The sequence below is a fragment of the Leifsonia sp. NPDC014704 genome (assembly GCF_043083605.1).
GTDB lineage: Bacteria > Actinomycetota > Actinomycetes > Actinomycetales > Microbacteriaceae > Leifsonia.
Genome location: NZ_JBIBYW010000002.1, coordinates 1012448 through 1033458, shown reverse-complemented (window position 1 = coordinate 1033458; position 21011 = coordinate 1012448). Strand labels below are relative to the sequence as shown.

Genomic DNA, 21011 nt, shown 5'->3' with positions numbered 1-21011 from the left:
TCGCATGATTCGGGCGGAAAGGGCCAAAAAACTCAGGAGCTGTTGGCTTGGCAGCGCGGGATGGGGTCAGCGGGAGGCGAGGCCGGCGGCGGCGTCGAGGACGAGGAGCGCCGCGAGGCGGACCGTGCGCTGGTCGGGGGCGTCGGCAGTCGCATCCACCTCCGCGATGTCGAGGGAACGGACCAGCGGGGATGCGCCCGCGAGCCGCGCGAAGCGGCGCAGCTCCCAGGCCGCGAGGCCGCCGGGAACGGACGCCGGGCACCCCGGAGCCACCGAGCGGTCGCAGACGTCGACGTCCAGATCGACATGCACCGGACCGCCGCCCGCCCCGGCGACCTCCAGCGCCTCCGCCATGACGTCGTCCAGCGGACGCGTATGCAGCTCGTCGCGGAGGAACACCGTGATGCCATAGTCCGCCGCGCGGCGGGCGTAGGCGGCCGAGTTCGCGAAGTCGGCGATGCCGATCTGCACGATGCGCCGGCCGTCGAGCCCTGCCTCGATGAGCTCACGCACCGGAGAGCCGTTGGACGATCCGTCGCGAAGATCGTGGTGCGCGTCGAGCGTGATCAGCCCCGCCGCCCCGAGGTCGCCGCCGAACGATCCGAGCGCCGCCGGAACCGTGAGCGAGTTGTCGCCGCCGACCGCGACGGTCAGTCGCGACCGGGACGAGGCCTCCGCCATCGCCGCACGCGCACGTTCCCGCCCGTCCGGGCCGTCGGGCGACGCGACGTCGCCGGCGTCCGCGAAGCGCAGCGCCTCAAGATCCTCTACCGGCGCGAACGCCGAGTAGCGGCGCAGCGCATCCCGCACGGCTGCCGGCGTCGCGCCCGCACCGGTCAGCGAGAGCGACGTCTCCTGCGTCGGGATGCCGATCAGCGTCAGGTCCGCGCCATCCGCCCCGAGCGGTGGCCAGTCGCCTGCGCGCGGCCACAGCGGGTCGACGGAGAGTCCATGTGCACTCATACCCGCGACCCTAGCGACGGGCGGCGCAAACGCAGCGGCCGCGTCCGGCATGCCCGTCTGGGATACCGGACGCGGCCGTCCGATCAGACCTGCGTCCCTCCTGCCGGCCGAGTGAAGACGGGCGGCTGAGGGGCGGAGGGCGCACCCTCCCTGTCCGAACCCGACGGGCCGCTCGGACCATCCGTCACCGGCGCATCGCCATCCCCGGCGCCACCGTCACCGGGACCGCCGTCGCCCGAGCCACCGCCGGCCGCGGCCTTCGCCGCCTTCCGCGCCTCTTTCCGCTCTCGTCGCCCCTCGACCAGGTTGTACAGGGTCGGCAGCACGACGAGCGTCAGCACGGTCGAGGAGATGAGTCCGCCGATGACGACGATCGCGAGCGGCTGCGAGATGAAGCCACCGTGTCCGGTCAGGCCGATCGCCATCGGGGTGAGCGCCGCGATCGTGGCCAACGCCGTCATCAGGATGGGGCGCAGTCGGCGGGATGCACCGTGGGCCACCGCGTCCGCCACCGCGAGACCGCGCCGTCGGTACTGGTTCACCAGGTCGATGAGCACGATCGCGTTGGTCACCACGATTCCGATCAGCATCAGCAGGCCGATCAGCGACGCGACGCCGAGCGGGATGCCCGAGGCGAGCTGGAGCAGGATGGCGCCTGTCGCCGCGAACGGTACCGAGACGAGCAGCAGCAGCGGCTGCCGCAGCGAGCGGAACGTCGCCACCATGACGATGTAGACGATGAGGATGGCCGCGAGGAGCGCGAGGCCCAGCTGCTGGAAGGCATCCGACTGGCTCGAAGAGACACCACCGATCTTGGCCGTCGCGCCCGCGGGCAGGTCCGCCGCCTTGAGCGCCGCGTTGACGTCGGCGTTCGCTGTGGTCAGGTTGTCCGTTGCCGGGGTGGCGCTCACGGACGCGGTCCGGAGCCCGCGCTGGGTGGTCACCGTTGCCGGGCCCTTGACCTCCTTCACGCTGGCGAGTGTGTCCAGCGGCACGACTCCCCCGGCTGTCGGGATGGGCAGCTGCGCGAGCCCGGCGACGGTCGTCGGCGGGTTGTCGCTCTGCAGGTAGATCTTCAGCGTGGTGTCGTCGATAGCGACGGAACCCGCCTGCGTGGGCTGGACCGCCTGCGAGACGATCGTGCCGACGGCCACCTCGCTGAGTCCGGCCGCTGCGGCCTTGGATCGATCGACGTCCACCGAGACGTAGGGCAGGGATGCGCTCAGGTTGTCGGTGATCTGCTTCAGCGACGACTTCTTCCGTAGCTCGGCGACTACCGAGTCCGTCGCCTTCTGCAGGTCGGCGTTGCTGCTGGCGGCGATGTCCACCTGGATGTCGGTGGAGCCGCCGAAGCCGCTGGACGCCGAGAGGGTGAGCTCTCCCTGGTCCTTGATGCCGCCCAGTTCGTCCTCGATGGTGTTCTGCAGCTTCTCCTGGTCGGCGTCCGGGTCGGTCGTGATCGAGAACGTCGTGCCACCGCCGCCCCCGCCGGTGAACGCGTCACGCAGCGACGAGCCGCTGGAGCCGATGGAGACCTGGACGGTCTCGACGCCGTCGGTGGCGAGCAGCTTCTTCTCGACCACCTTCGCCGCGTCGTCCTTCGACTGGAGACTCGCACCGGGGTCGAGGGTCTGCGTGACGGTGAGGGAGTTCTGCCCGCTCGACCCGAGGAAGTTCGTCTTCAGCAACGGCACCGTGAGGAGCGTGAGGACGAGCACGAGGACCGCCGCGGTGATGGTCAGCCCCGAGCGCTTGAGCGTCCAGCGGATGATCGGCAGGTAGCCGGCCTGGAGCCGCGATGGATGCTCGAGCTCGTCGATGCCGGATGCTGCCGCCTCCTCCACCGACAGTGCAGCGGCTTCGACTTCGGGGCCGCCGTCGTGCTTGTGCGCCTTCGGCGCCCGGAGGAACCAGTACGCGAGCACTGGCACGATCGTCAGGGCGACGAGCAGCGACGACAGCAGCGCGATCGTGACGGTCAGGGCGAAGGGCCGGAACAACTCGCCGGTCACATCTCCCACGAATGCGAGCGGCAGGAACACCGCGACGGTCGTGATCGTGGATGCGGTGATCGCCCCCGCGACCTCGCGCACGGCGCGCACGATGGTCACCGCGCGGTCTGCGCCCGGCACCAGCTGCCGTTTGATGTTCTCGATCACGACGATTGAGTCGTCCACCACGCGCCCGATCGCGATCGTCAGAGCGCCCAGCGTGATGATGTTGAGTGTGTAGCCGGTCGCCCACATGACGATGAATGTGATCAACACGCTGGTCGGGATGGAGATGGCCGTCACGAGCGTCGACCGCACGGACAGCAGGAAGACCAGGATGACGATGACCGCCATCGCGAGACCGAGCAGCCCCTCCTCGGTGAGCGAGTTGATCGACTGGGTGATGAACGGCGCCTGGTCGAAGACGACGGTGATCTTCGTACCGGAGCCGAGCTTCTTCTCCAGGCTCGGGATGAGGTCGTTGACCGCGTGCGAGACCTCGACGGTGTTGGCGGAGGGCAGCTTGGTGACCGCGATCGTCAGGGCGGGCTTTCCGTCGACGCGCGAGAGCGACGTGGTCGGGTCGTCCGTCTCGGCGACGGTCGCGACGTCGCCGATCGTCGGCGGCGTATTCGGGTAGGCGACGTCTGCGGCGGCACCGGCCGCACCCGCAGCACCGGACGTACCGCCCGCACCGCCGGCGCCCGACCCTCCGGCACCCGTGCGGTCCTCCGCCGTCACCGTCCGGATCAGGGGCAGCCCCGCGATGTCCTCCACCGACGACAGCTGCGTCCCTGACTGGACCGACAGCGTCTGCCCGTTCTCGGTGATGTCGCCGCCCGGGATGAGCACGCCGTTCTGCTGCAGCGCATCCTTGATCGCCGACGACGAGACGCCGGCGGCGGCGAGCTTCGCCGGGTCCGGGGTGATCGCGATGCGGCGGCCGATCTCGCCGACCAGCTGCGCGTCGTTGACACCCTTCACATCCTTGACGTCCGGGAGCACGAGCTTCGTGATGTCGTCGCCGAGGGCGCGCTGGTCGTCGCCGCCGGTGACCGCGAGCTGGATGACAGGCAGGTCGTCGATGCTGCCCGAGAGAACCTGCGGTTCGACGCCCGACGGCAGGGTCGACTTGATGCGGTTGACCGCCTGGTCGATCTTCTGCTCGGCGGTGGCGAGGTCGGTCCCGTAGGTGAACTTCGCCGTGATGATGGACTGGTTGGTGCTGCTGACCGCGCTCGTGCTGTCGAGGTCGGGAACGCCCTGGATGGCGGCCTCGACCGGCGTGCTGACGTCGTTGTTCACGACCTCCGGCGATGCGCCCGGGTAGCTGGAGAGCACCACCAGCTGCGGGAACGAGATCGACGGCGCGAGCTCCTGCTTGAGGTTGGTCAGGGCGAGCCCGCCGAAGACCGCGGCGACGATCGTGACGAGCGCGATCAGGGCACGGTTCTTCATGCTCAGGACGGCGAGGAAGTGCACAGGTTTCCCCTCGAGGACGACGGTTTCAGGACCGCGCCGACGCTGGCGCAGGGGAAGTATGACATCACAGGGTGGGCGGTTTCTTCATGCCTGGGTACGACATCCCGCTACTCCGCCGGGAGTGCCCGGCGGCCGCCGCCCGCCCGGGTCAGACCACGCTGGGCAGCGCGCCGGAGTCGAAGTATGGGACGGGCTCGTTGGCCGCGACCGCCCACGCCCGGGTGAGGGCGGCGAACGCGCGCGCGTACTCGTCCGGGGTGTAGGTGATCGGGATGCGGAGGAACCGCTCGAACGCGCCGTCGATACCGAACCGCGGGCCTGCGGCGATCAGCAGGCCGTGGCTGCGCGCGGCCAGGGCGAGCGCCGAGCTGACCGGCGCGCCGATCCCCACCCAGGCCGTCAGGCCTCCGTGCTGGACCGGCATCGTCCAGTCGGGGAACGTCTCCGCGACCAGCCGGCGGACGTTGTCGCGCCCGCGGCGGAGCTGCTCGCGCCGCTCCTCCATGATCTCCGGGAGCTGCGGGATCATCCGCGCGACGACCAGCTGCTCGATCACCGGCGTGCCGAGGTCGGTGGCCGGCTTCGCGGCGATCAGGCGCTGGATGTGCGAGCGCTCGGCGCGGATCCAGCCGATCCGCAGGCCGCCCCACAGGGTCTTGCTGGCCGACCCGATCATGATCACCGGGGCGCCGGCGGCCGCGGAGTCGGCATAGGTCGGCATGGGCAGGAACTCGCCGATCCGGTCGATGTCGAGCTCTGCCGTGGTCTCGTCGGCGACCACGATCGCCCCGTGGCCCGCGGCGGCCGCGAGCACCCGTTCCCGCGTCTCGGGCGACATGGTGGCGCCCGTCGGGTTGTGGAAGTCGGGGATGAGGTACGCGAGCGCTGGATTGGCGCGGCGGAACGTCTGCTCGATCGCCTCCACATCCCAGCCGTCGGGCTCGTCGCCGATGCGGTGCGGTCCGGACTCCGGAGCGGTGACGGTGATCGGCACCAGCCGTGCGCCCGCCAGGCGGATCGCCTCGATGGCGTGCGGGTAGGTCGGCACCTCGATGACGACGCGGTCTCCACGGCCCAGGAACGTGCGGGCGATGAGGGCGATGGCCTGCTGCGCACCCACGGTCACCAGGATCTGGTCCGGCGTGGTGGGAAGGCCGCGGCTGGTGTAGCGGGCGGCGATCTCAGCGCGCAGGTGCGGCAGCCCGACCGGGTCGTAGCCCGGATCGGACAGGAAGTGGGGCAGCTCCTCCGCGGCGGCACGGGCCGCGGCTGCGAGCGTCGATGCGGCCGGGAGGGACGCCTTGGTGAAGTCGAGCATGCCCTCACCGCCCACCGCGGGCAGCGGAAGGGCCGGCCCGGGGAGACGCGCGACGCTCCCGGAGCCCCGGACGCTGTCGATGAAGCCGGCCTCGCGCAACTGGCGGTAGGCGGCAGCGACCGTGGTACGGCTCAGCTCCAGCTTGCCCGCGAGGTCGCGCTCCGCGGGGAGGCGCGTGCCGATCGGGATGCGCCCGTCCAGCACGAGAAGCCGGATGCGGTCGGCGAGGGCCTGGTAGCTGGCGCCTGCCGTCCGCCACGCTCCGAGGAGGTGCTCCAGCGAGCGGGCGGTGAGTTGCGCATCCGACATGCAGGCCACTTTAGTCGAATTGGCATCTTGTTGCGAGTCCAATCGTTGCGATTGGATTGTGCCCATGGCCACCCGACTTCTTCTCACCCGCCGCCTCGTGCAGCTGCTGATCGGACTCTTCCTCTATGGGATCGCGATCGCGCTCATGGTGCGCGCCGGGATCGGCCTGTCGCCGTGGGACGTCCTCGCACAGGGCCTCTCGCTCAAGACCGGCATCCCGTTCGGCTTCGTCACCAACATCGTCGGGCTCGTGGTGCTGGCGTTCTGGATCCCGCTGCGTCAGCGTCCGGGTCTCGGCACCGTCCTCAACGTGCTGCTGGTCGGCCCGAGCGCCCAGCTGGGCCTCGACCTGCTGCCGCAGCAGACGGAGCTGTGGGCGCAGGTGCTGTTCTTTGTGGCGGGCCTTCTTCTGCTCGCCGTGGCCACCGGCCTGTACATCGGCCCTCGCCTCGGCCCCGGCCCGCGCGACGGGCTCATGACCGGCCTGCACGCCCGCACCGGCCGGCCGATCTGGATGGTGCGTACCGCCATCGAGGTCACCGTGCTGATCATCGGGTGGGCGCTCGGAGGGAACGTCGGGGTGGGGACGCTCGCGTTCGCGCTCCTGGTGGGCCCGCTGTGCAGCCTCACCCTCCCCTTCTTCGCGATCCGCCTGCCGCAGGACGCTGCAACGGCTGCGGCAGGGCTGGAGAGCGAACTCGAGGGAACGGCCGAGCAGTCGGCCGGCCTCGAGGAGGAGCAGGGTGCCGTCCGTTTCGACGTGCGCGACGGCATCCTGCTCGAATCCGACCGGGCGGCGCACGAGCGCGCATCCCGGGCCGACTCCCCCCTCGTCCACGGGCCGCAGCCCGATCGCGCACCGCGCGCTCCGCGCGCTGAGCGCGCAGACCGCCCGTCGCGCCGAATCGCCGCCCACTGGCTGGACGACCGCATCATGGGCCGCCCGCGACACCCCTGACGGCTGATCCCGCACTCTCAAGCCAACAGCTCCTGAGTTTTTCGCCCTTTTCGAGCCGAATTAGGCGAAAAACTCAGGAGCTGATTGTTTGGGGCGGGGCGAGGGGGTCAGGCGAGGTGGGCGGCGGCGTAGATGCGGAGGGTGTCGCGCACGAAGGCGGCGCCCTCGGTGCCGCCGTAGTTCGCGGCGAACCGCTCGTCGGCGACGTACATCTCACCGAGGCCGGTCAGGTACGCGGCGGTCGGTGCGCCGGTGCCGTACCCCGGTGTTCCGGGGATGCCGGCCAGCCACTCGGCGTGACGCTTCGCGAGCGCCTGCGCCTCGTCCGACTCCGGTGCGACGCCGGCAGCCGCGGCGGCCTGCCAGTCGGCCGCGAGCCGTTCCTGCCGAGCCTGCCATTCGGCACGCTCCTCCGCGGTCTTGCTGCGCCACCAGCGGTCCGACGCCGCATAGGCGTCCTTCCCCCAGCGCTGCTCGACCTCGTCCTTGTACTGGGTGTGATCGAATCCGTCGAACATCTGCTCGGCCACGATCTCCTCTCCTTCCTCCACTGCGTGGATCGTCGACTCGACCGACGCGATCTGCCGTGCCAGCCGTTCCCGCTCCGCCTGCAACCACGCAAGGTGGTCGCGCAGGGCGGGCACCGCATCCGTGCGGTCGTCGAGCACCCGGCCGACGGCGTCGAGGCCGAGACCGAGCTCCCGGAGAAGCAGGATGCGCTGCAGCCGCACGAGGGAGTCGCGGTCGTAGTACCGGTAGCCGTTGCCGCCGACGCGGCTCGGCTTCAGCAGCCCGATGGCGTCGTAGTGGCGCAACGTGCGGCTGGTGGTGCCGGCGATCCGCGCGATGTCCTGGATGGACCAGTCCATGTCTTCCTCCTTCCGTGCGGTGCGTCATCCACGCTAGGAGTTGACGTTACGTCAAGGTCAAGCGGCCCGGCTACAGTGATCCGGTGAGCAGCATCCGTTCGACGACCCGCGTCGCTCCCGGCATCCTCTTCGTCGAGGGTCCGCTCTCGAACTGGACCGTGTTCCACGGCGATGGAGCGGTCGAGCTGGTCGATTGCGGCTACCCGGCCGACCGCCCGCTCGTCGAGGAGTCGATCCGTCTCGCGGGCGCCGACCCGGCCGACCTGACGCGCATCCTGATCACGCACGGACACTCGGACCACCTCGGGGCGAGCGCGCAATTCGCCGCCGAGCGCGGTGTGGTGGTCGCGGCGGCACCGGCAGAGCTGCCGAACGTCCGGCGCGACATCACCGAGCAGGTGACGGTCGCCGACCTGCTTCCTTCCGCCCTGAAGCGCGGAACCGTCCGCTGGGCGATCGCCGCGGTGCGCGCCGGCGGGCTCGGCGATGTCGGAGTGAAGGACGCCGTCGCGCTCGAGGGAGACGAGGTCGCCCTCGGCACGGGACACACCCTCCAGCTCGTCGCCGCTCCCGGCCACACGACGGGAAGCGTCTGCTTCTTCGATCCGACGTCGCGCGCGCTGCTGACCGGCGACGCGATCGTGACGGGCCACCCGCTGCTGCGCGAGAGCGGCGAGCTGCAGCAGCTGCCCGCGTTCTTCCAGCACGACGCCGATGAAGCCGCGCTCAGTGCGCGCCGACTGGTGCTGTGCGACGCCGAGGTGGTGCTGCCCGGCCACGGACCGCTGGTCGCGTTCCCGGCGAGCGCGCGCCCCTGAGGCGCGGCCGGCTCAGCGCTTGGCGCGCGCCGGCACCTTCTTCTGAGGCGTCCCGGCGCCCGCGGCGGTCGCGGCAGGCCCCTGACCGCCCTCGGGCTGCGGCTCCGGGATCGTCGCAGCGACGGCCTCGGCACTCTCCTGGGGCTCCCCGATCGTGATCGGCACGGGGTGGATGTGGATGCGCGTGTGCGCCTTCGAGGCGGGAACGAGCGGCCGGCGTGCGACGGGGCGCACCGGCTCGCCGCGACGGTCCTGGCCGGGGAGCGGGCGCGAGCGCCGGCCGTAGATGAGGGACGACGAGTCGAGCAGCCACGGGACGAGCGCGACAGTGACGCCGTGACACAGCATGAGCTGCTTGCTGATGCGCCGTGCGCGGTGGTTGTGCAGCAGGGCCTCCCACCAGTGGCCGACGATGTACTGCGGCAGGTAGACGGTCACGACCTCGGAGCCGTGCTCCTCGCGCCGGTGCTTCATGTACTTGATGAGCGGGACGCCGAACTCGCGATACGGCGACTCGATGATGGTGAGGGGAACGTGGATGTTCTGCTCGACCCACTGCCGCTGCAGCTTCTGCGTGGCCTCCTCGTCGATGGAGACATGCACCGCTTCGATCGAGTCGTGCCGCGCGGCGATCGCGTAGTCGAGCGCTTTCAGCGCCGGCTTCTGCATCTTGCCGATGAGGACGATGGCGTGGTCGCCGACACTGCCGAACGTCGTCACCGGGTCGACCTCGACCTCTTTCTCGACGTCGCGGTAGTAGCGGTTCACGCCGAGCATCAGGAACCACAGGATCGGCATGAAGATGAAGACGAGGTACGCGCCGTGCGTGAATTTCGTGATCGTGACGACGATGAGGACGATCGCGGTCAGGCAGGCGCCGAACGCGTTGATGCAGAGCGAGCGGATGATGCCGGTGCGTTCTCGGCCGGTCTGGCCTCCCGACCGCAGCAGCGTGATCCAGTGCTTCACCATCCCGGACTGACCGAGGGTGAAGGAGACGAAGACGCCGATGATGTACAGCTGGATGAGCTGGGTCAGGTTCGCCTGGTAGACGACCAGCAGGACCGTGGCGGCCAGCGCCAGGATGATCATGCCGTTCGAGTACACGAGGCGGTCGCCGCGGGTGTTGAGCGCCTTGGGCGCGTACGAGTCGCGCGCAAGCACGGAGCCGAGCAGCGGGAAGCCGTTGAAGGCGGTATTGGCGGCGAGCAGCAGCACGACCGCCGTCGCGGCCTGAACGAGGAAGAAGAAGAACGTGTTATTGCCGAAGGTCGCCGCGGCGATCTGGGCGATGAGGCTGCGCTGGGGCTGGGTGGCGCACTGCGCCCATCCCTGCAGGTCGCAGGGGTTTTCCGCGTAGTGCACGCCGCTGATGAGCGCGGTGGCGGTCAGGCCGGCGAACAGCGTGATCGCGATGCCGCCCATGAGGCCCAGGGTGATGCGCGCGTTGCGGATCTTCGGGGTGCGGAACGCGGGCACGCCGTTGGCGACCGCCTCCACACCGGTCAGGGCCGAACATCCACTCGAGAAGGCGCGCAGCAGGAGCAGCACGACAGCCGCCTGCGTGAGGGAGTCGGAGTGCACCTGGTAGCCCGCGGACTCGGCGACCGGGGCGTCCCCGAACACCGTGCGGACGAGGGCTGTCACGATCATCAGGACGATGCTGCCGATGAAGATGTAGGTCGGCAGCGCGAACGCCTTCGACGACTCCCGCACGCCGCGGAGGTTGATGGCGGCGATGATGACGACGCAGAGGATGGCCAGCTCGACGCGCCAGGGCGCAAGGAAGGGCAGGGCCGAGATGACGTTGTCGACGCCGGATGCGACCGACACGGCGACGGTGAGCACGTAGTCCACGAGGAGCGCGGAGGCGACGATCAGGCCGGCCTTCTCGCCGAGGTTCTTGTGGGCGACCTCATAGTCGCCGCCGCCCGAGGGGTAGGCCTTCACCAGCTGGCGGTAGCTGAGGACGACGGTGACCAGAAGCACGACAACGGCCGCGGCGACCCACGGCGCGAACGTCAGGAAGGCGAGACCGCCGAGCAGCAGGATCATCAGGAGTTCCTGCGGGGCGTACGCGACACTCGACAGCGCGTCGGAGGCGAAGATGGGTAGCGCGAGGTGCTTCGGGAGCAGCTGCCCTTCGAGCTTTTCACTCGGAAGCGGGTCGCCGATCAACCAGCGCTTCGGGGATCTCCCCTCATTTGTCACGAGTGGCGAGCATACTCGCTGGCAATCCACTGTCAAGTCGGCGCGTCGGGCCTTGCGAACCCTGCCGTTCTGCAAAGACTGGGGGCTGCTCCTCCCCGAGGCGTTCCTCCGCGGATTGCCGCGGCGGAACGACCCGCAGAGGTCTCACTGGGAGCCGAATGAGCATTTACTGACTCTTTCCCAAAGCCACGATGGGGCCGTCAGCGACGCCCGATCGCCTCGACGAGCACGCGTCGCACGCGATCCAGTTCGTCCTTGAGAAGCGGGACGATGTCCGCTGGGAGGGCGCCGCGAGCGGCCTGATAGCGCAGGTCCGTCCGGAGCTGCTGACGGAACTCGTTGAGCGCCGCCTCGGCTTCGCGTGCGGCTGCGTTGCCCGCCGCGCGCGCATCCTTTCCGGCGTCGCGTGCTTCCTGACGCGGGTCGACCCGCGAGCTGTTGCGCTTTGCCTCGCGAGCGGCGGAGGCGAGCTCCGCGCGTAGTGTGCGCATCGCGTCGTTCACCCCGGCACGAACCTCGTCGGCCAGGCGGCGCACCGAGTCGGTGACCTCCTCCTCGATCGCGTCCAGCTCCGGCCGGCGGGCCTCGAGCTCGGCCCGGCCGGCGTCGGTGATCTCGTACACCGTCTTCCGGCCCTCGGTGGCCTTGGTGACCAGGCCCTCCTCCTCCAGCTTCGCCAACCGGGGGTAGATCGTGCCGGCGCTCGGACTGTAGGTGCCGCCGAAGCGCTCGGTCAGCGCCTGGATGAGCTCGTAGCCGTGTCGCGGCGCCTCGTCCAGCAGGCTCAGCAGGTACAGCCGGAGGCTGCCGTGCGAGAAGACGGGAGTCACGCCGACGCCTCCGCGCCCCGCTCGGCGGCAGCGCTGCGGAGCACCGCGGCGTCACCGGAGACCGAGTTGACGCTGATCTCGACCCACGTACCGTCGAGCGTGCCGGACGTGCCGGTGTAGCCCCTTCCCATGCCGCCGACCACGGTCATGTTGTCGAGCTGCACCTTGCCCGACACCGTGTTGACACGATAGCGGGCGCCGACAGCCTCTGGGATGCGGATGGTCGTGTCGCCGGAGACGGTGTTGATGGCGATGTCGTCCGGGGTGCCCGTGACGTCGAGCATCACGTCCCCGGAGACGCCGTCGGACGAGAAGCGCCGGATGGCGCCGGTCGCCGTCACGTCGCCCGAGACGGTGTGAGCGCTGATGCGGCCTTTGTGGTCACGGACGGACAACTCGCCACTGACCGAGTTGAGCTCGATGTCGCCGCTGAGGCCGTCGGCGACCACGTCGCCCGAGACGGTGCTCAGGCGGGCGTCCGTGTTGAGGCCCGAGACCAGCGCTGCGGCCGAGACCACACCGAACTTGAGCTCGACATCGCGTGGCACGAGCACGCTGACGTCGGCGCGGGCGCTGGAGCGCATCGACTTGAAGACCTCGATGAAGTTGTCCCACCGCAGCTGCGGGTGGTCGATCTCGAGGCGGTCGCCGTCGACGACGATCTTCAGGTCACGGCCGGTGACCGAGTGGACCTCGATACGCGCTCCCGGCTCGTCATGACCGACGATGTCGATCTGGCCGCCGATAAAGCCAACCTTGAGGGCGCGGACGACCTCGATGTCGATCGTGCGGCTCTCGCCCGGCTGGATCAGCCACTTCTCCTGTGCCATGCTTCCTGCTCCTTCTCTTCCGGCCCATGCCGGGGCCGTCGGTGACTCGCGTTATATCGCGACTGTTGACGGGATCACGATATATCGCGAGTGCAGCGGATGCAAGGCTTCGACGGCAGGAATCGGTCGATTCAGGGAGCGGTCAGGGAGAACCCTGAGCCGGCGCGCGGCGGCGTGGCGAGCGGGCGGCGGCTAGCGTCGCAGCCACGGCTGGAGCAGCCGGGTGACGAACGGCAGAAGAAGGTACGTCATGGTCGGCGTCAGGCACAGCGTGGTGATCAGCACGGTCGCGATCGGCCACAGCTCGTGCCAGGCCGGGACGAAAGAGGTGACGAGAGTCGTGAACAAGAGCGACAGCGGGAAGAATCCCAGCCAGATCGTCACGGCCTGCTTCCAGCGCGGCGGAGCGGCGGGAACGCCCGGCTGCGGCGCGTCGAACCAGCCCTCGATGCCCGTGCGGCGCTCCACCCGGGCGACTTCCACCAGCTCGCGGCCCTCGTAGAGCCACTCCGCGCGGTCGTCGGACGCCTCCCAGGCCTCCAACGTGTCGGCGTCGGCGAAGCGGTACAGCATGTGCCACTCGTCCGAGTCGGCGTGCGCGCGCACCCAACCGGAGCCGAGAAAGCCCTCGTACGTGTTCGCGAGGTTCACACCCGACTGGACCCAGTGGGTCACCTCGGCGAGACGGTTGCCGTCGACGCGGCGGGTGATGGAGACGGTGACGGGGAGGCGGCGCGCTCGTGACGCATCCAGAAGCGGCTCTTGTGGAGACATGACTCCATTGTCTCCACGGCGCGTTACACGCGGGTTTCGGGCGGCGTCAGCGCGGGATTCAGCGCGGGCCGATCAGCGGTGGCCCGTCGCGCACCACCAGACGCGGTGCGACCAGCCGGTGCCGCGGATCGGCGACCTCCTCGCCGGGGCGGACCCGGCCGCCGTGCGCGCCCGTGAGCAGTTCCAGCACCCCCGCGGCGACCTCGTCGAGCGGCTGGGCCACGCTGGAAAAGCCGAGGGACGCCGCGACCGGGGTGTCGTCGTAGCCCACGACGGGGATGCGACCGCCCGCGGCGGTGAGCACGCCGAGCGCGAGGGAGTCCGACGTGCACACGACGCCGTCGACCGTTCCGCCCCGGGCCTCCAACCGGCGGATCGCCTCGGCGCCGAACGGCACGCGGTCCTTGGCGGAGACCTCCAGCAGGCGGAGCTCCTCCTCGGTGAGTCCGCTGCCCTCGCGCATCGCCTCGAGCCAGCCTTCGCGGCGATCGTCGCCGGTACCGGATCCGGTGGGCCAGCCGATGAACCCGATGCGCCTGCGGCCCTGGGCGAGCAGGTGGGCAGTGGCGTCGCGGAGGCCCGAGCGCCCGTCCACGTCGACCCAGAGGTGCTCGGGATCGGTCATGTCGTCGATCCCCCACGGCCGGCCGAAGGTCACGAAGGACTGACCGTGCTCGATCAGCCACTCCGTCCGCGGATCGCCGTGGAAGGTCGAGGTGAGGACGAACGCGTCCACGTCCGCGGCGTCCGAGAGCCGGCGGAACTGCTCGATCTCGTCGTCCGGTCCGTCGGCGGTGAACAGCAGCATCCGCAGGCCCTGCCGGTCGGCGCGTTCGGTGAGCGCGTGCAGGAAGCGGTCGAGGATGCTGCCAGAGATGCCGTCCTGCGTGATCGGATCGAGACGGATGCCGATGGTCGAGCTCTTCTGGGTGCGGAGGCGGCGGGCGGAGGCGTGCGGCCGGTAACCGAGCGAGTGGATGGCCGCCTGAACGCGCTCCCGCGTCTCCGGGCGGACGAGTTCGGGCGCGTTCAGGACGTTCGACACCGTCTGTCGGGACACCCCGGCGACCCCGGCGACATCGCTGACGGTCGGCTGCGCACCCATAGCGACTCCCTCCTCCAGCGGCTGGATATGACCCTACTGGTCTGCTTGACACCCCGTGAACCTCGTGATTAGTGTGACAAGCATCCCGCTTTGATCGTTCAAAGTCACCGTAGCAGGTGAAAATTTGATCGATCAAACGACGGGTGTGACGGACGGGCTGTGACGAGGAGGTCGAGAATGCACGCATTGCTGCGTCGCATGAGCGCCTCCACGCCGCACGCCGAGTTGTTCACAACCAGCACCATCCACCGGGTTGTCCACGACCTCCCCCACCCTGCACGCGTGCGCCCCGCCCACCGGGCACACTCACATCAAGGAGAGACACGAATGCGCAAGATCACCCATCGCTGGCTCGCGGGCGGCGTCGTCGCCGCCGCGGCAGCGCTCACCCTCACGGCCTGCGGGTCCGGCTTCAGCGGCGGCAGCAGCGGCGGCGACACCGGCAAGCTGACCTCGTCCGACAAGGCCCTCACCGTCATGATCGGATCGTCCGGCGACGCCGAGACCGCGGCCGTCAAGTCGGCGGTCTCCGACTGGTCGAAGAGCTCCGGCACCAAGGCGTCCGTGGTCGCCGCCAGCGACCTCAACCAGCAGCTCTCGCAGGGCTTCGCGGCGAAGAAGCCGGCCGACGTCTTCTACCTCTCCACCGATGCGCTGGCGGGCTACGCCTCCAACGGCTCGCTGCTCGCCTACGGCGACCAGCTCAGCAACAAGAGCGACTTCTACCCGAGCCTGGTGAAGTCGTTCACCTACGACGGCAAGTTCTACTGCGCGCCGAAGGACTTCTCGACCCTGCAGCTCATCATCAACACCGACGCGTGGAGCGCCGCGGGCCTCAGCGACGCCGACATCCCGAAGACGTGGGACCAGCTGGAGTCGGTGGCCAAGAAGCTCACCACCGGCAGCCAGGTGGGGCTCGGCATCTCGGGCGAGTACGCCCGGGTCGGATCCTTCATGGTTCAGGCCGGCGGCAACTTGATGAACGACGACAGCACCAAGGCCACCGCGAACAGCGACGCCAACGTCCAGGCGCTCGACTTCGTGAAGAAGATGCTCAACGGCGGTGAGCTGAAGTACGCGAAGGACCTCGGCGCCGGCTGGGGCGGCGAGGCGTTCGGCAAGGGCCTCGCGGCGATGACGATCGAGGGCAACTGGATCACCGGCGCCCTCAAGTCCGACTTCCCGAACATCAAGTACAAGGTCGCCGAGCTGCCCCAGGGCCCGGCCGGACAGGGCACCCTCCAGTTCACGAACTGCTGGGGAATCGCCGCCGACAGCCCCAACCAGGCCGCTGCGCTCAAGCTCGTCGAGAAGCTCACGAGCAAGGACGACCAGCTCGCCTTCTCGAAGGCCTTCGGACCGATGCCGTCGATCAAGTCGGCCGCCGACGAGTGGAAGTCCGCCAACCCGGAGCTCGTGCCCTTCCTGAACGCCGCCGACTACGCCAAGGGCGTGCCGACGGCCAAGGGGTCGGCCGATGTCGTGACCGACCTGAACAGCAAGCTCGAGTCGCTGGGCACCGGCGACCCGAAGGCGATCCTCGACGCCACGCAGAAGAACCTCGAAGCTCTGCTGAAGTAAGGAAGCCTCCCGCCATGTCCACAACCACGAGTCGGCCTCGTCGCACCGGTCTGCGGCGCGGCGAGGCCGCCTCGGGGTGGTTGTTCACCGCCCCGGTCATCCTGCTGCTCGGCGTCTTCCTGGTGATCCCGGTGCTCATGGCGCTGTGGGTCAGCTTCTCCGACTGGGGCGGCCGGGGCAGCCCCTTCGCCTCCGACGTCAACTTCGTCGGCTTCGACAACTACGCGAAGCTCCTCGCCGGCGGCGGTCTCGCCGAGCAGGACTTCGGAATGTCGCTCAAGAACAACGCCTGGTACGTCGTCCTGGTCGTCCCGATCCAGACCGCGGTGTCCCTCGGGCTGGCCGTCCTGGTGAACCGAGCGGTCCTGCGCGGTCGCGGGTTCTTCCGGACGGCGTTCTACTTTCCGTCCGTGACGAGTTCCGTCGCCATCACCGTCCTGTGGCTCTTCCTGTTCAGCACGAGCGGCGCCGTCAACAAGGTGCTGTCGTGGGTCGGCATCCACGGGCCGAACTGGTTCAACGACCCTTCGGGCATCATCCACGATCTGCTCGCCGTCTTCGGCGTCACGCAGGGCCCGGCCGCGCTCACCCAGAACACGGCGCTCGGCGTCACCTGGTGGGATTGGCTGGGCGGCCCGTCCGTCGCCATGACCGCGTACATCATCATGGCCGTCTTCACCACCAGCGGCACGTTCATGCTGCTCTTCCTCGCGGCGCTGCAGAACCTCGGCGGTGACATCACCGAGGCGGCGATGATGGACGGCGCGAACGGCTGGCAGCGCTTCTGGAGGATCACCCTCCCGCAGCTGCGGCCGACGCTCTTCACGGTCCTCACGCTCGGGCTCATCGGCTGCTGGCAGGTGTTCGACCAGATCTACACCGGGACCCGTGGGGCACCCGGCAAGACGACGCTGACGCCCGCGTACCTCTCCTATCAGACGTCGTTCGTCAACCAGGAATGGGGACAGGGCGCCGCGATCGCCTTCATCCTCTTCGTCATCATCGTCGTGTTCACCCTGCTGCAGCGGTGGATCCTGCGCGAGCGCACGGTCTCCAAGCGACGGATGCGGCTGTACCAGCCCGCGTTGGCGGCCGGCACGGCGGCGGGAGGCGCTCCGAGCAGCGTCCCGTCGTCTCGCGGCGACGACTCCGAGCGGAAGGGAGCGATCCGATGAGCTCCAGCACGATCCAGGTGGAGCGCTCGACCGCGCCTGCTCCGACGCCGCCGGCTCGTCCGCGTCGGAGGCGGTCGACCGCGACCATCGTCGCCACGTCCGTGACGTACGCGATCCTGATCGCGCTGGCGGTCGTGTACATCATGCCGTTCCTTATCCAGCTGGCCACGTCGTTCAAGCCGGACGCCGAGGCGACGGCGAACCCGGTGTCGCTCATCCCGCAGACGTTCACCACGGCCGCGTACACGAAGCTGTTCGTCAACTCCGACTTCCCGATCTGGTTCGCCAACTCGGCCGTGGTGACCGTGTTCGTCACGCTGGGCCGGGTGTTCTTCGACTCGCTCGCGGGATACGCCCTGGCCCGCCTGCACTTCCGCGGGCGCACCGTCGTGTTCGCTGCGCTGGTCGCGGTGATGTCCGTGCCGATGGTCGTGCTCCTCATCCCCAAGTTCCTCGTCATCAACCAGCTGGGCATCTACGACTCCTACACGGGCATGATCCTGCCGCTGCTGACCGACGCCGCCGGCGTCTTCATCATGAAGAACTTCTTCGAGTCCATCCCGGCGAGCGTCGAGGAGCAGGCCAGGATCGACGGAGCGGGCACGTTCCGCGTGTTCTGGTCGATCGTGCTCCCGATGGCCCGGCCTGCCCTCATCACGATCATCATCCTGTCCTTCCAGGGGTCGTGGAACGAGCTGGCGCACTTCATCGTCTCGACGCAGAGCCCTTCGCTGACGACGCTGACGAAGGGCGTCGCCGGGCTCGCCAGCGGTCAGCTGAGCCAGGGCAGTCAGTACCCGCTCAAACTGGCGGCAGCGGCCATCATGACCATCCCCGTCGCGGTGCTGTTCTTCATCTTCCAGCGGCGGATCATGAACTCCAGCGAGGGGGCGGTGAAGGAATGACAGCACCCGAACCGACCATTCTCGCCACCTGCGGCGGGCTGAACGGCGGCGAGTGGACCGACTCGGTGTACGGGCCGCTGCTGCACCACGCCATCGAGCTGGCCGAGGTGCACGGCCGCGCCCCGCGCGTCACCCACATCAACACCGCGGGCGGCGACCAGCGTCACGTCGAGGGGGCGGAACTCGAGGCGGCCCGCGCTGCCGGAGTCGAGGCGACGCATCTCCGGCTCTTCCCGCATCCCAACGTCGCCGACGTGCGCGCGCACCTGTTATCGCAGGACGTCGTCTGGGTGAGCGGCGGAAGCCTCGTCAACCTCCTGGCGGTCTGGCGGGCGCACGGCATCGACCGGATCCTGACCGAGGCGTGGCACCGTGGAGTCGTGCTCGCCGGAGGTTCGGCGGGAGCGCTCTGCTGGCACGAGGGCGGAACGACCTCCTCGTACGGCCCCGACATCTCCGCCGTCCGCGACGGGATCGGCCTCGTCCCCGGGTCGCTGGCCGTCCACTACGACTCCGATCCACGACGGCGGCCGACGCACCAGCGCGCTGTGGCCGATGGAACACTTCCCGACGGCTACGCCCTCGATGAAGGGGTCGGCCTCGTCTACCGGGGCCGTTCGCTCGTGGACATCGTGGCCGAACGCCCCGGCGTCTCCGCCTGGCAACTCACCCGCGCCGGCGAGGGCGTCCGCGAGGAACGGCTCGTGCCCCGCCTGCTCGGCGAGAAGGTGGCCGCATGAGCTCCGACACGGGAACCGACCGCCGCCCGCCCGTCCCCCACGCTTCCGACGCATCCGCACCCACCGACGACCGCACGACCGAACACTCCGCCGACGCCCCTCCCGCTCTCGGCGACGATCACGAAGGCACGACCTCCACGATGACCCAGCCCCTCCAGCCGCTCCTCCACGACAGCGTCGTGGTGCTGACCGCACCCTCCCAGGCCTGGTCGGCCTCCGACGGGCGCATCGACGGGCACGGCATCCACGGCTTCTACCATTCCGACCTCCGGGTGCTCGATCGGTCCCTCCTCACCGTCGGAGGGGCTGTACCGGAGCACATCGCCACCGCGTCGCTGGATGCCGCAACGGCGGTATTCACGGCCCTCGCCCGCGGGATCGACGATGCGACGGCGGATCCGCGGGTGCGGATCGACCAGCGACGGACGGTCGCTGCCGGGTCGCTCGGCGAGCGCATCACCGTGCGCAATGCCCTGGGCGACGACCTCCGCACCACCGTCGAAGTCGAGCTGCGGGCCGACTTCAGCCCCATGCAGCAGATCAAGGCGGGACTGTCCGGGAGCGAGCATCCCGTGACCATCGATCGGATCGAGGGTGCGGCCGCCCTCCTCGGCAGCGGTCCGGTCACGGCGCGGGTGTCGGCTGAGGGCGCACGCGTGGCCGTCGACGGGCAGAGCGTCACCCTTCTCTGGGACGTCGACGTGCCGGCACACGGAGAGGCCGTGGTGGAGTGGAGCACCAGCGTCGACGACCCGACCGCGGTCGTGGCGGGCGCCGCGCCCTCGCTGGAGTGGTCCGCCTTCCGCGCCGCCACCGGCGACTCCCGCCTGGCGTCCTGGCTCGACCGCGCTGTCGCCGACCTCCAGTCGCTGCGGATGTCGACGGTCGAGCACCCCGACGACGTCTTCCTGGCGGCCGGCGCGCCGTGGTTCTTCACGCTGTTCGGCCGCGACTCGCTCTGGGCGGCGCGGATGCTGCTGCCGCTCGGCCACGAGATCGCGGCGTCCACGCTCCGGGTGCTCGCCGCGTACCAGGGCACGGAGACGGTCGCGGAGACCGCCGAACAGCCCGGCAAGATCATGCACGAGCTGCGGCCGGGCGCGCTCGTGATCCCCGGCGAAGGCGTCGTACTGCCGCCGCTGTATTACGGCACCGTCGATGCGACGGCGCTCTGGATCTGCCTGCTGCACGACGCCTGGCGCTGGGGCATGCCGCCTGCCGAAGTCGAGGCGCTGCTCCCCCACCTGGAGGCCGCCCTGGCGTGGATGCGCGACTACGGCGACAGCGACGGAGACGGATTCCTCGAGTACATCGACACCACGGGGCACGGCCTCGCCAACCAGGGCTGGAAGGACTCCGGCGACTCGATCCAATGGCGTGACGGCACGCTGGCCGACGGCCCCATCGCCCTCTGCGAAGTGCAGGGCTACGCCTACGAGGCCGCCGTCGGCGGCGCCGCACTGCTCGATGCCTTCGGCCGCCCAGGAGGCGACGCCTGGCGCGGCTGGGCTGCCGACCTGAAGCAGCGCTTCGCCGAGGCCTTCTGGATCGCCGATCCGGCCGGCGCGTACCCCGCGGTGGCGCTCGACGCGGCGAAGCGGAAGGTCGATACCGTCACGAGCAACATCGGCCACCTCCTCGGCACGGGAATCCTGGATGCCGAGCAGGCGGAGCTGGTCGCACGACGCCTCGTCTCTCCGGAGCTGTCATCCGGTTACGGCCTGCGCACGATGTCGACGGACTCGGCGGGCTACTGGCCGCTCAGCTACCACGGCGGCTCCGTCTGGGCGCACGACACGGCCATCGCGATCAGCGGGCTCGCACGCGACGGCTTCCGCGCCGAGGCCGCGCAGCTGTCGGATGGGCTCCTCGCCGCGGCGGCGGGATTCGGCTACCGGATGCCGGAGCTGCACTCCGGCGACAGCGCCTCGCAGACCAGCGCGCCCATCCCCTACCCCGCAGCGTGCCGGCCGCAGGCGTGGTCGGCAGCGGCCGCGGTGGCCGTGCTCAGCGCCCGGCTCGGCCTGCGTGCGGACGCCCCGGAAGGCCGCTTCGTGGTCGACCCGGACGAGACGGCGGGCGGCATCCAGGTCGAGGGTCTCCGCTTCGCGGGCCGGCCTCGCTTGGTCACCGCCTGACGCGGCAAGTCCCC

General features: G+C 69.8%; 16 protein-coding genes. 7 read left to right on the top strand and 9 right to left on the bottom strand.

The window, feature by feature from the left end; all coding sequences use genetic code 11:
- Positions 1-66: 66 nt before the first annotated feature.
- The 3 genes from ACF1AJ_RS16495 to ACF1AJ_RS16485 form a co-directional block, all read right to left on the bottom strand.
- Positions 67-963: an arginase family protein gene (locus ACF1AJ_RS16495; protein ID WP_391508330.1), complete on the bottom strand. Its 897-nt coding sequence runs from the start codon at positions 961-963 to the stop codon at positions 67-69.
- Between the two features lie 83 nt (positions 964-1046).
- Positions 1047-4436 carry an efflux RND transporter permease subunit gene (locus tag ACF1AJ_RS16490; RefSeq protein WP_391508329.1) on the bottom strand — a complete coding sequence of 1130 codons (3390 nt, stop codon included), beginning with the start codon at positions 4434-4436 and terminating at the stop codon, positions 1047-1049.
- A gap of 148 nt (positions 4437-4584) precedes the next feature.
- The gene (locus tag ACF1AJ_RS16485; RefSeq protein WP_391508328.1) at positions 4585-6063 is read right to left on the bottom strand and encodes a PLP-dependent aminotransferase family protein; all 1479 of its coding nucleotides are present in this window, start codon (positions 6061-6063) and stop codon (positions 4585-4587) included.
- Between the two features lie 64 nt (positions 6064-6127).
- Here ACF1AJ_RS16485 and ACF1AJ_RS16480 point away from each other — a divergent pair, with 64 nt between their 5' ends.
- Positions 6128-7021, top strand: coding sequence for a YitT family protein (locus ACF1AJ_RS16480; protein WP_391508327.1), 894 nt, complete (start codon positions 6128-6130; stop codon positions 7019-7021).
- Positions 7022-7128: 107 nt separating this feature from the next.
- On the opposite strand, the gene ACF1AJ_RS16475 is transcribed toward ACF1AJ_RS16480, so the two are convergent.
- The gene (locus ACF1AJ_RS16475; protein WP_391508326.1) at positions 7129-7890 is read right to left on the bottom strand and encodes a MerR family transcriptional regulator; all 762 of its coding nucleotides are present in this window, start codon (positions 7888-7890) and stop codon (positions 7129-7131) included.
- Between the two features lie 83 nt (positions 7891-7973).
- Between ACF1AJ_RS16475 and ACF1AJ_RS16470 the strand changes: the two genes are divergently transcribed.
- Positions 7974-8708 (top strand): MBL fold metallo-hydrolase, encoded by a 735-nt coding sequence (locus tag ACF1AJ_RS16470; protein ID WP_391508325.1) that lies wholly within the window; start codon positions 7974-7976, stop codon positions 8706-8708.
- Between the two features lie 12 nt (positions 8709-8720).
- Here ACF1AJ_RS16470 and ACF1AJ_RS16465 read toward each other — a convergent pair whose 3' ends face one another.
- The 5 genes from ACF1AJ_RS16465 to ACF1AJ_RS16445 all read right to left on the bottom strand — a co-directional run bounded on the left by ACF1AJ_RS16465 (position 8721) and on the right by ACF1AJ_RS16445 (position 14458).
- Positions 8721-10886 carry an APC family permease gene (locus ACF1AJ_RS16465; RefSeq protein WP_391508779.1) on the bottom strand — a complete coding sequence of 722 codons (2166 nt, stop codon included), beginning with the start codon at positions 10884-10886 and terminating at the stop codon, positions 8721-8723.
- A 233-nt stretch (positions 10887-11119) separates the two neighbouring features.
- Entirely contained in the window at positions 11120-11749 is a 630-nt protein-coding gene (locus ACF1AJ_RS16460) for a PadR family transcriptional regulator (RefSeq protein ID WP_391508324.1), read from the bottom strand.
- Positions 11746-12579, bottom strand: coding sequence for a DUF4097 domain-containing protein (locus ACF1AJ_RS16455; RefSeq protein ID WP_391508323.1), 834 nt, complete (start codon positions 12577-12579; stop codon positions 11746-11748). Before ACF1AJ_RS16455 ends, ACF1AJ_RS16460 begins: the two co-directional genes overlap by 4 nt.
- A gap of 192 nt (positions 12580-12771) precedes the next feature.
- Positions 12772-13353 carry an antibiotic biosynthesis monooxygenase gene (locus ACF1AJ_RS16450; RefSeq protein WP_391508322.1) on the bottom strand — a complete coding sequence of 194 codons (582 nt, stop codon included), beginning with the start codon at positions 13351-13353 and terminating at the stop codon, positions 12772-12774.
- A gap of 58 nt (positions 13354-13411) precedes the next feature.
- Positions 13412-14458 (bottom strand): LacI family DNA-binding transcriptional regulator, encoded by a 1047-nt coding sequence (locus ACF1AJ_RS16445; protein WP_391508321.1) that lies wholly within the window; start codon positions 14456-14458, stop codon positions 13412-13414.
- Between the two features lie 327 nt (positions 14459-14785).
- Here ACF1AJ_RS16445 and ACF1AJ_RS16440 point away from each other — a divergent pair, with 327 nt between their 5' ends.
- Genes ACF1AJ_RS16440 through ACF1AJ_RS16420 form a run of 5 tightly spaced genes read left to right on the top strand, consistent with a single transcriptional unit; the run spans position 14786 to position 20997 of the window.
- On the top strand, positions 14786-16039 hold the full coding sequence (locus ACF1AJ_RS16440) for an extracellular solute-binding protein (RefSeq protein ID WP_391508320.1): 1254 nt from the start codon (positions 14786-14788) through the stop codon (positions 16037-16039).
- A 14-nt stretch (positions 16040-16053) separates the two neighbouring features.
- Entirely contained in the window at positions 16054-17214 is a 1161-nt protein-coding gene (locus ACF1AJ_RS16435; protein ID WP_391508319.1) for a carbohydrate ABC transporter permease, read from the top strand.
- Positions 17211-18119, top strand: coding sequence for a carbohydrate ABC transporter permease (locus ACF1AJ_RS16430; protein WP_391508318.1), 909 nt, complete (start codon positions 17211-17213; stop codon positions 18117-18119). The genes ACF1AJ_RS16435 and ACF1AJ_RS16430 overlap by 4 nt, the downstream gene beginning before the upstream one ends.
- On the top strand, positions 18116-18859 hold the full coding sequence (locus tag ACF1AJ_RS16425) for a Type 1 glutamine amidotransferase-like domain-containing protein (protein WP_391508317.1): 744 nt from the start codon (positions 18116-18118) through the stop codon (positions 18857-18859). The genes ACF1AJ_RS16430 and ACF1AJ_RS16425 overlap by 4 nt, the downstream gene beginning before the upstream one ends.
- Positions 18856-20997 carry a glycogen debranching N-terminal domain-containing protein gene (locus ACF1AJ_RS16420; protein ID WP_391508316.1) on the top strand — a complete coding sequence of 714 codons (2142 nt, stop codon included), beginning with the start codon at positions 18856-18858 and terminating at the stop codon, positions 20995-20997. Before ACF1AJ_RS16425 ends, ACF1AJ_RS16420 begins: the two co-directional genes overlap by 4 nt.
- The last annotated feature ends 14 nt before the right edge of the window (positions 20998-21011 follow it).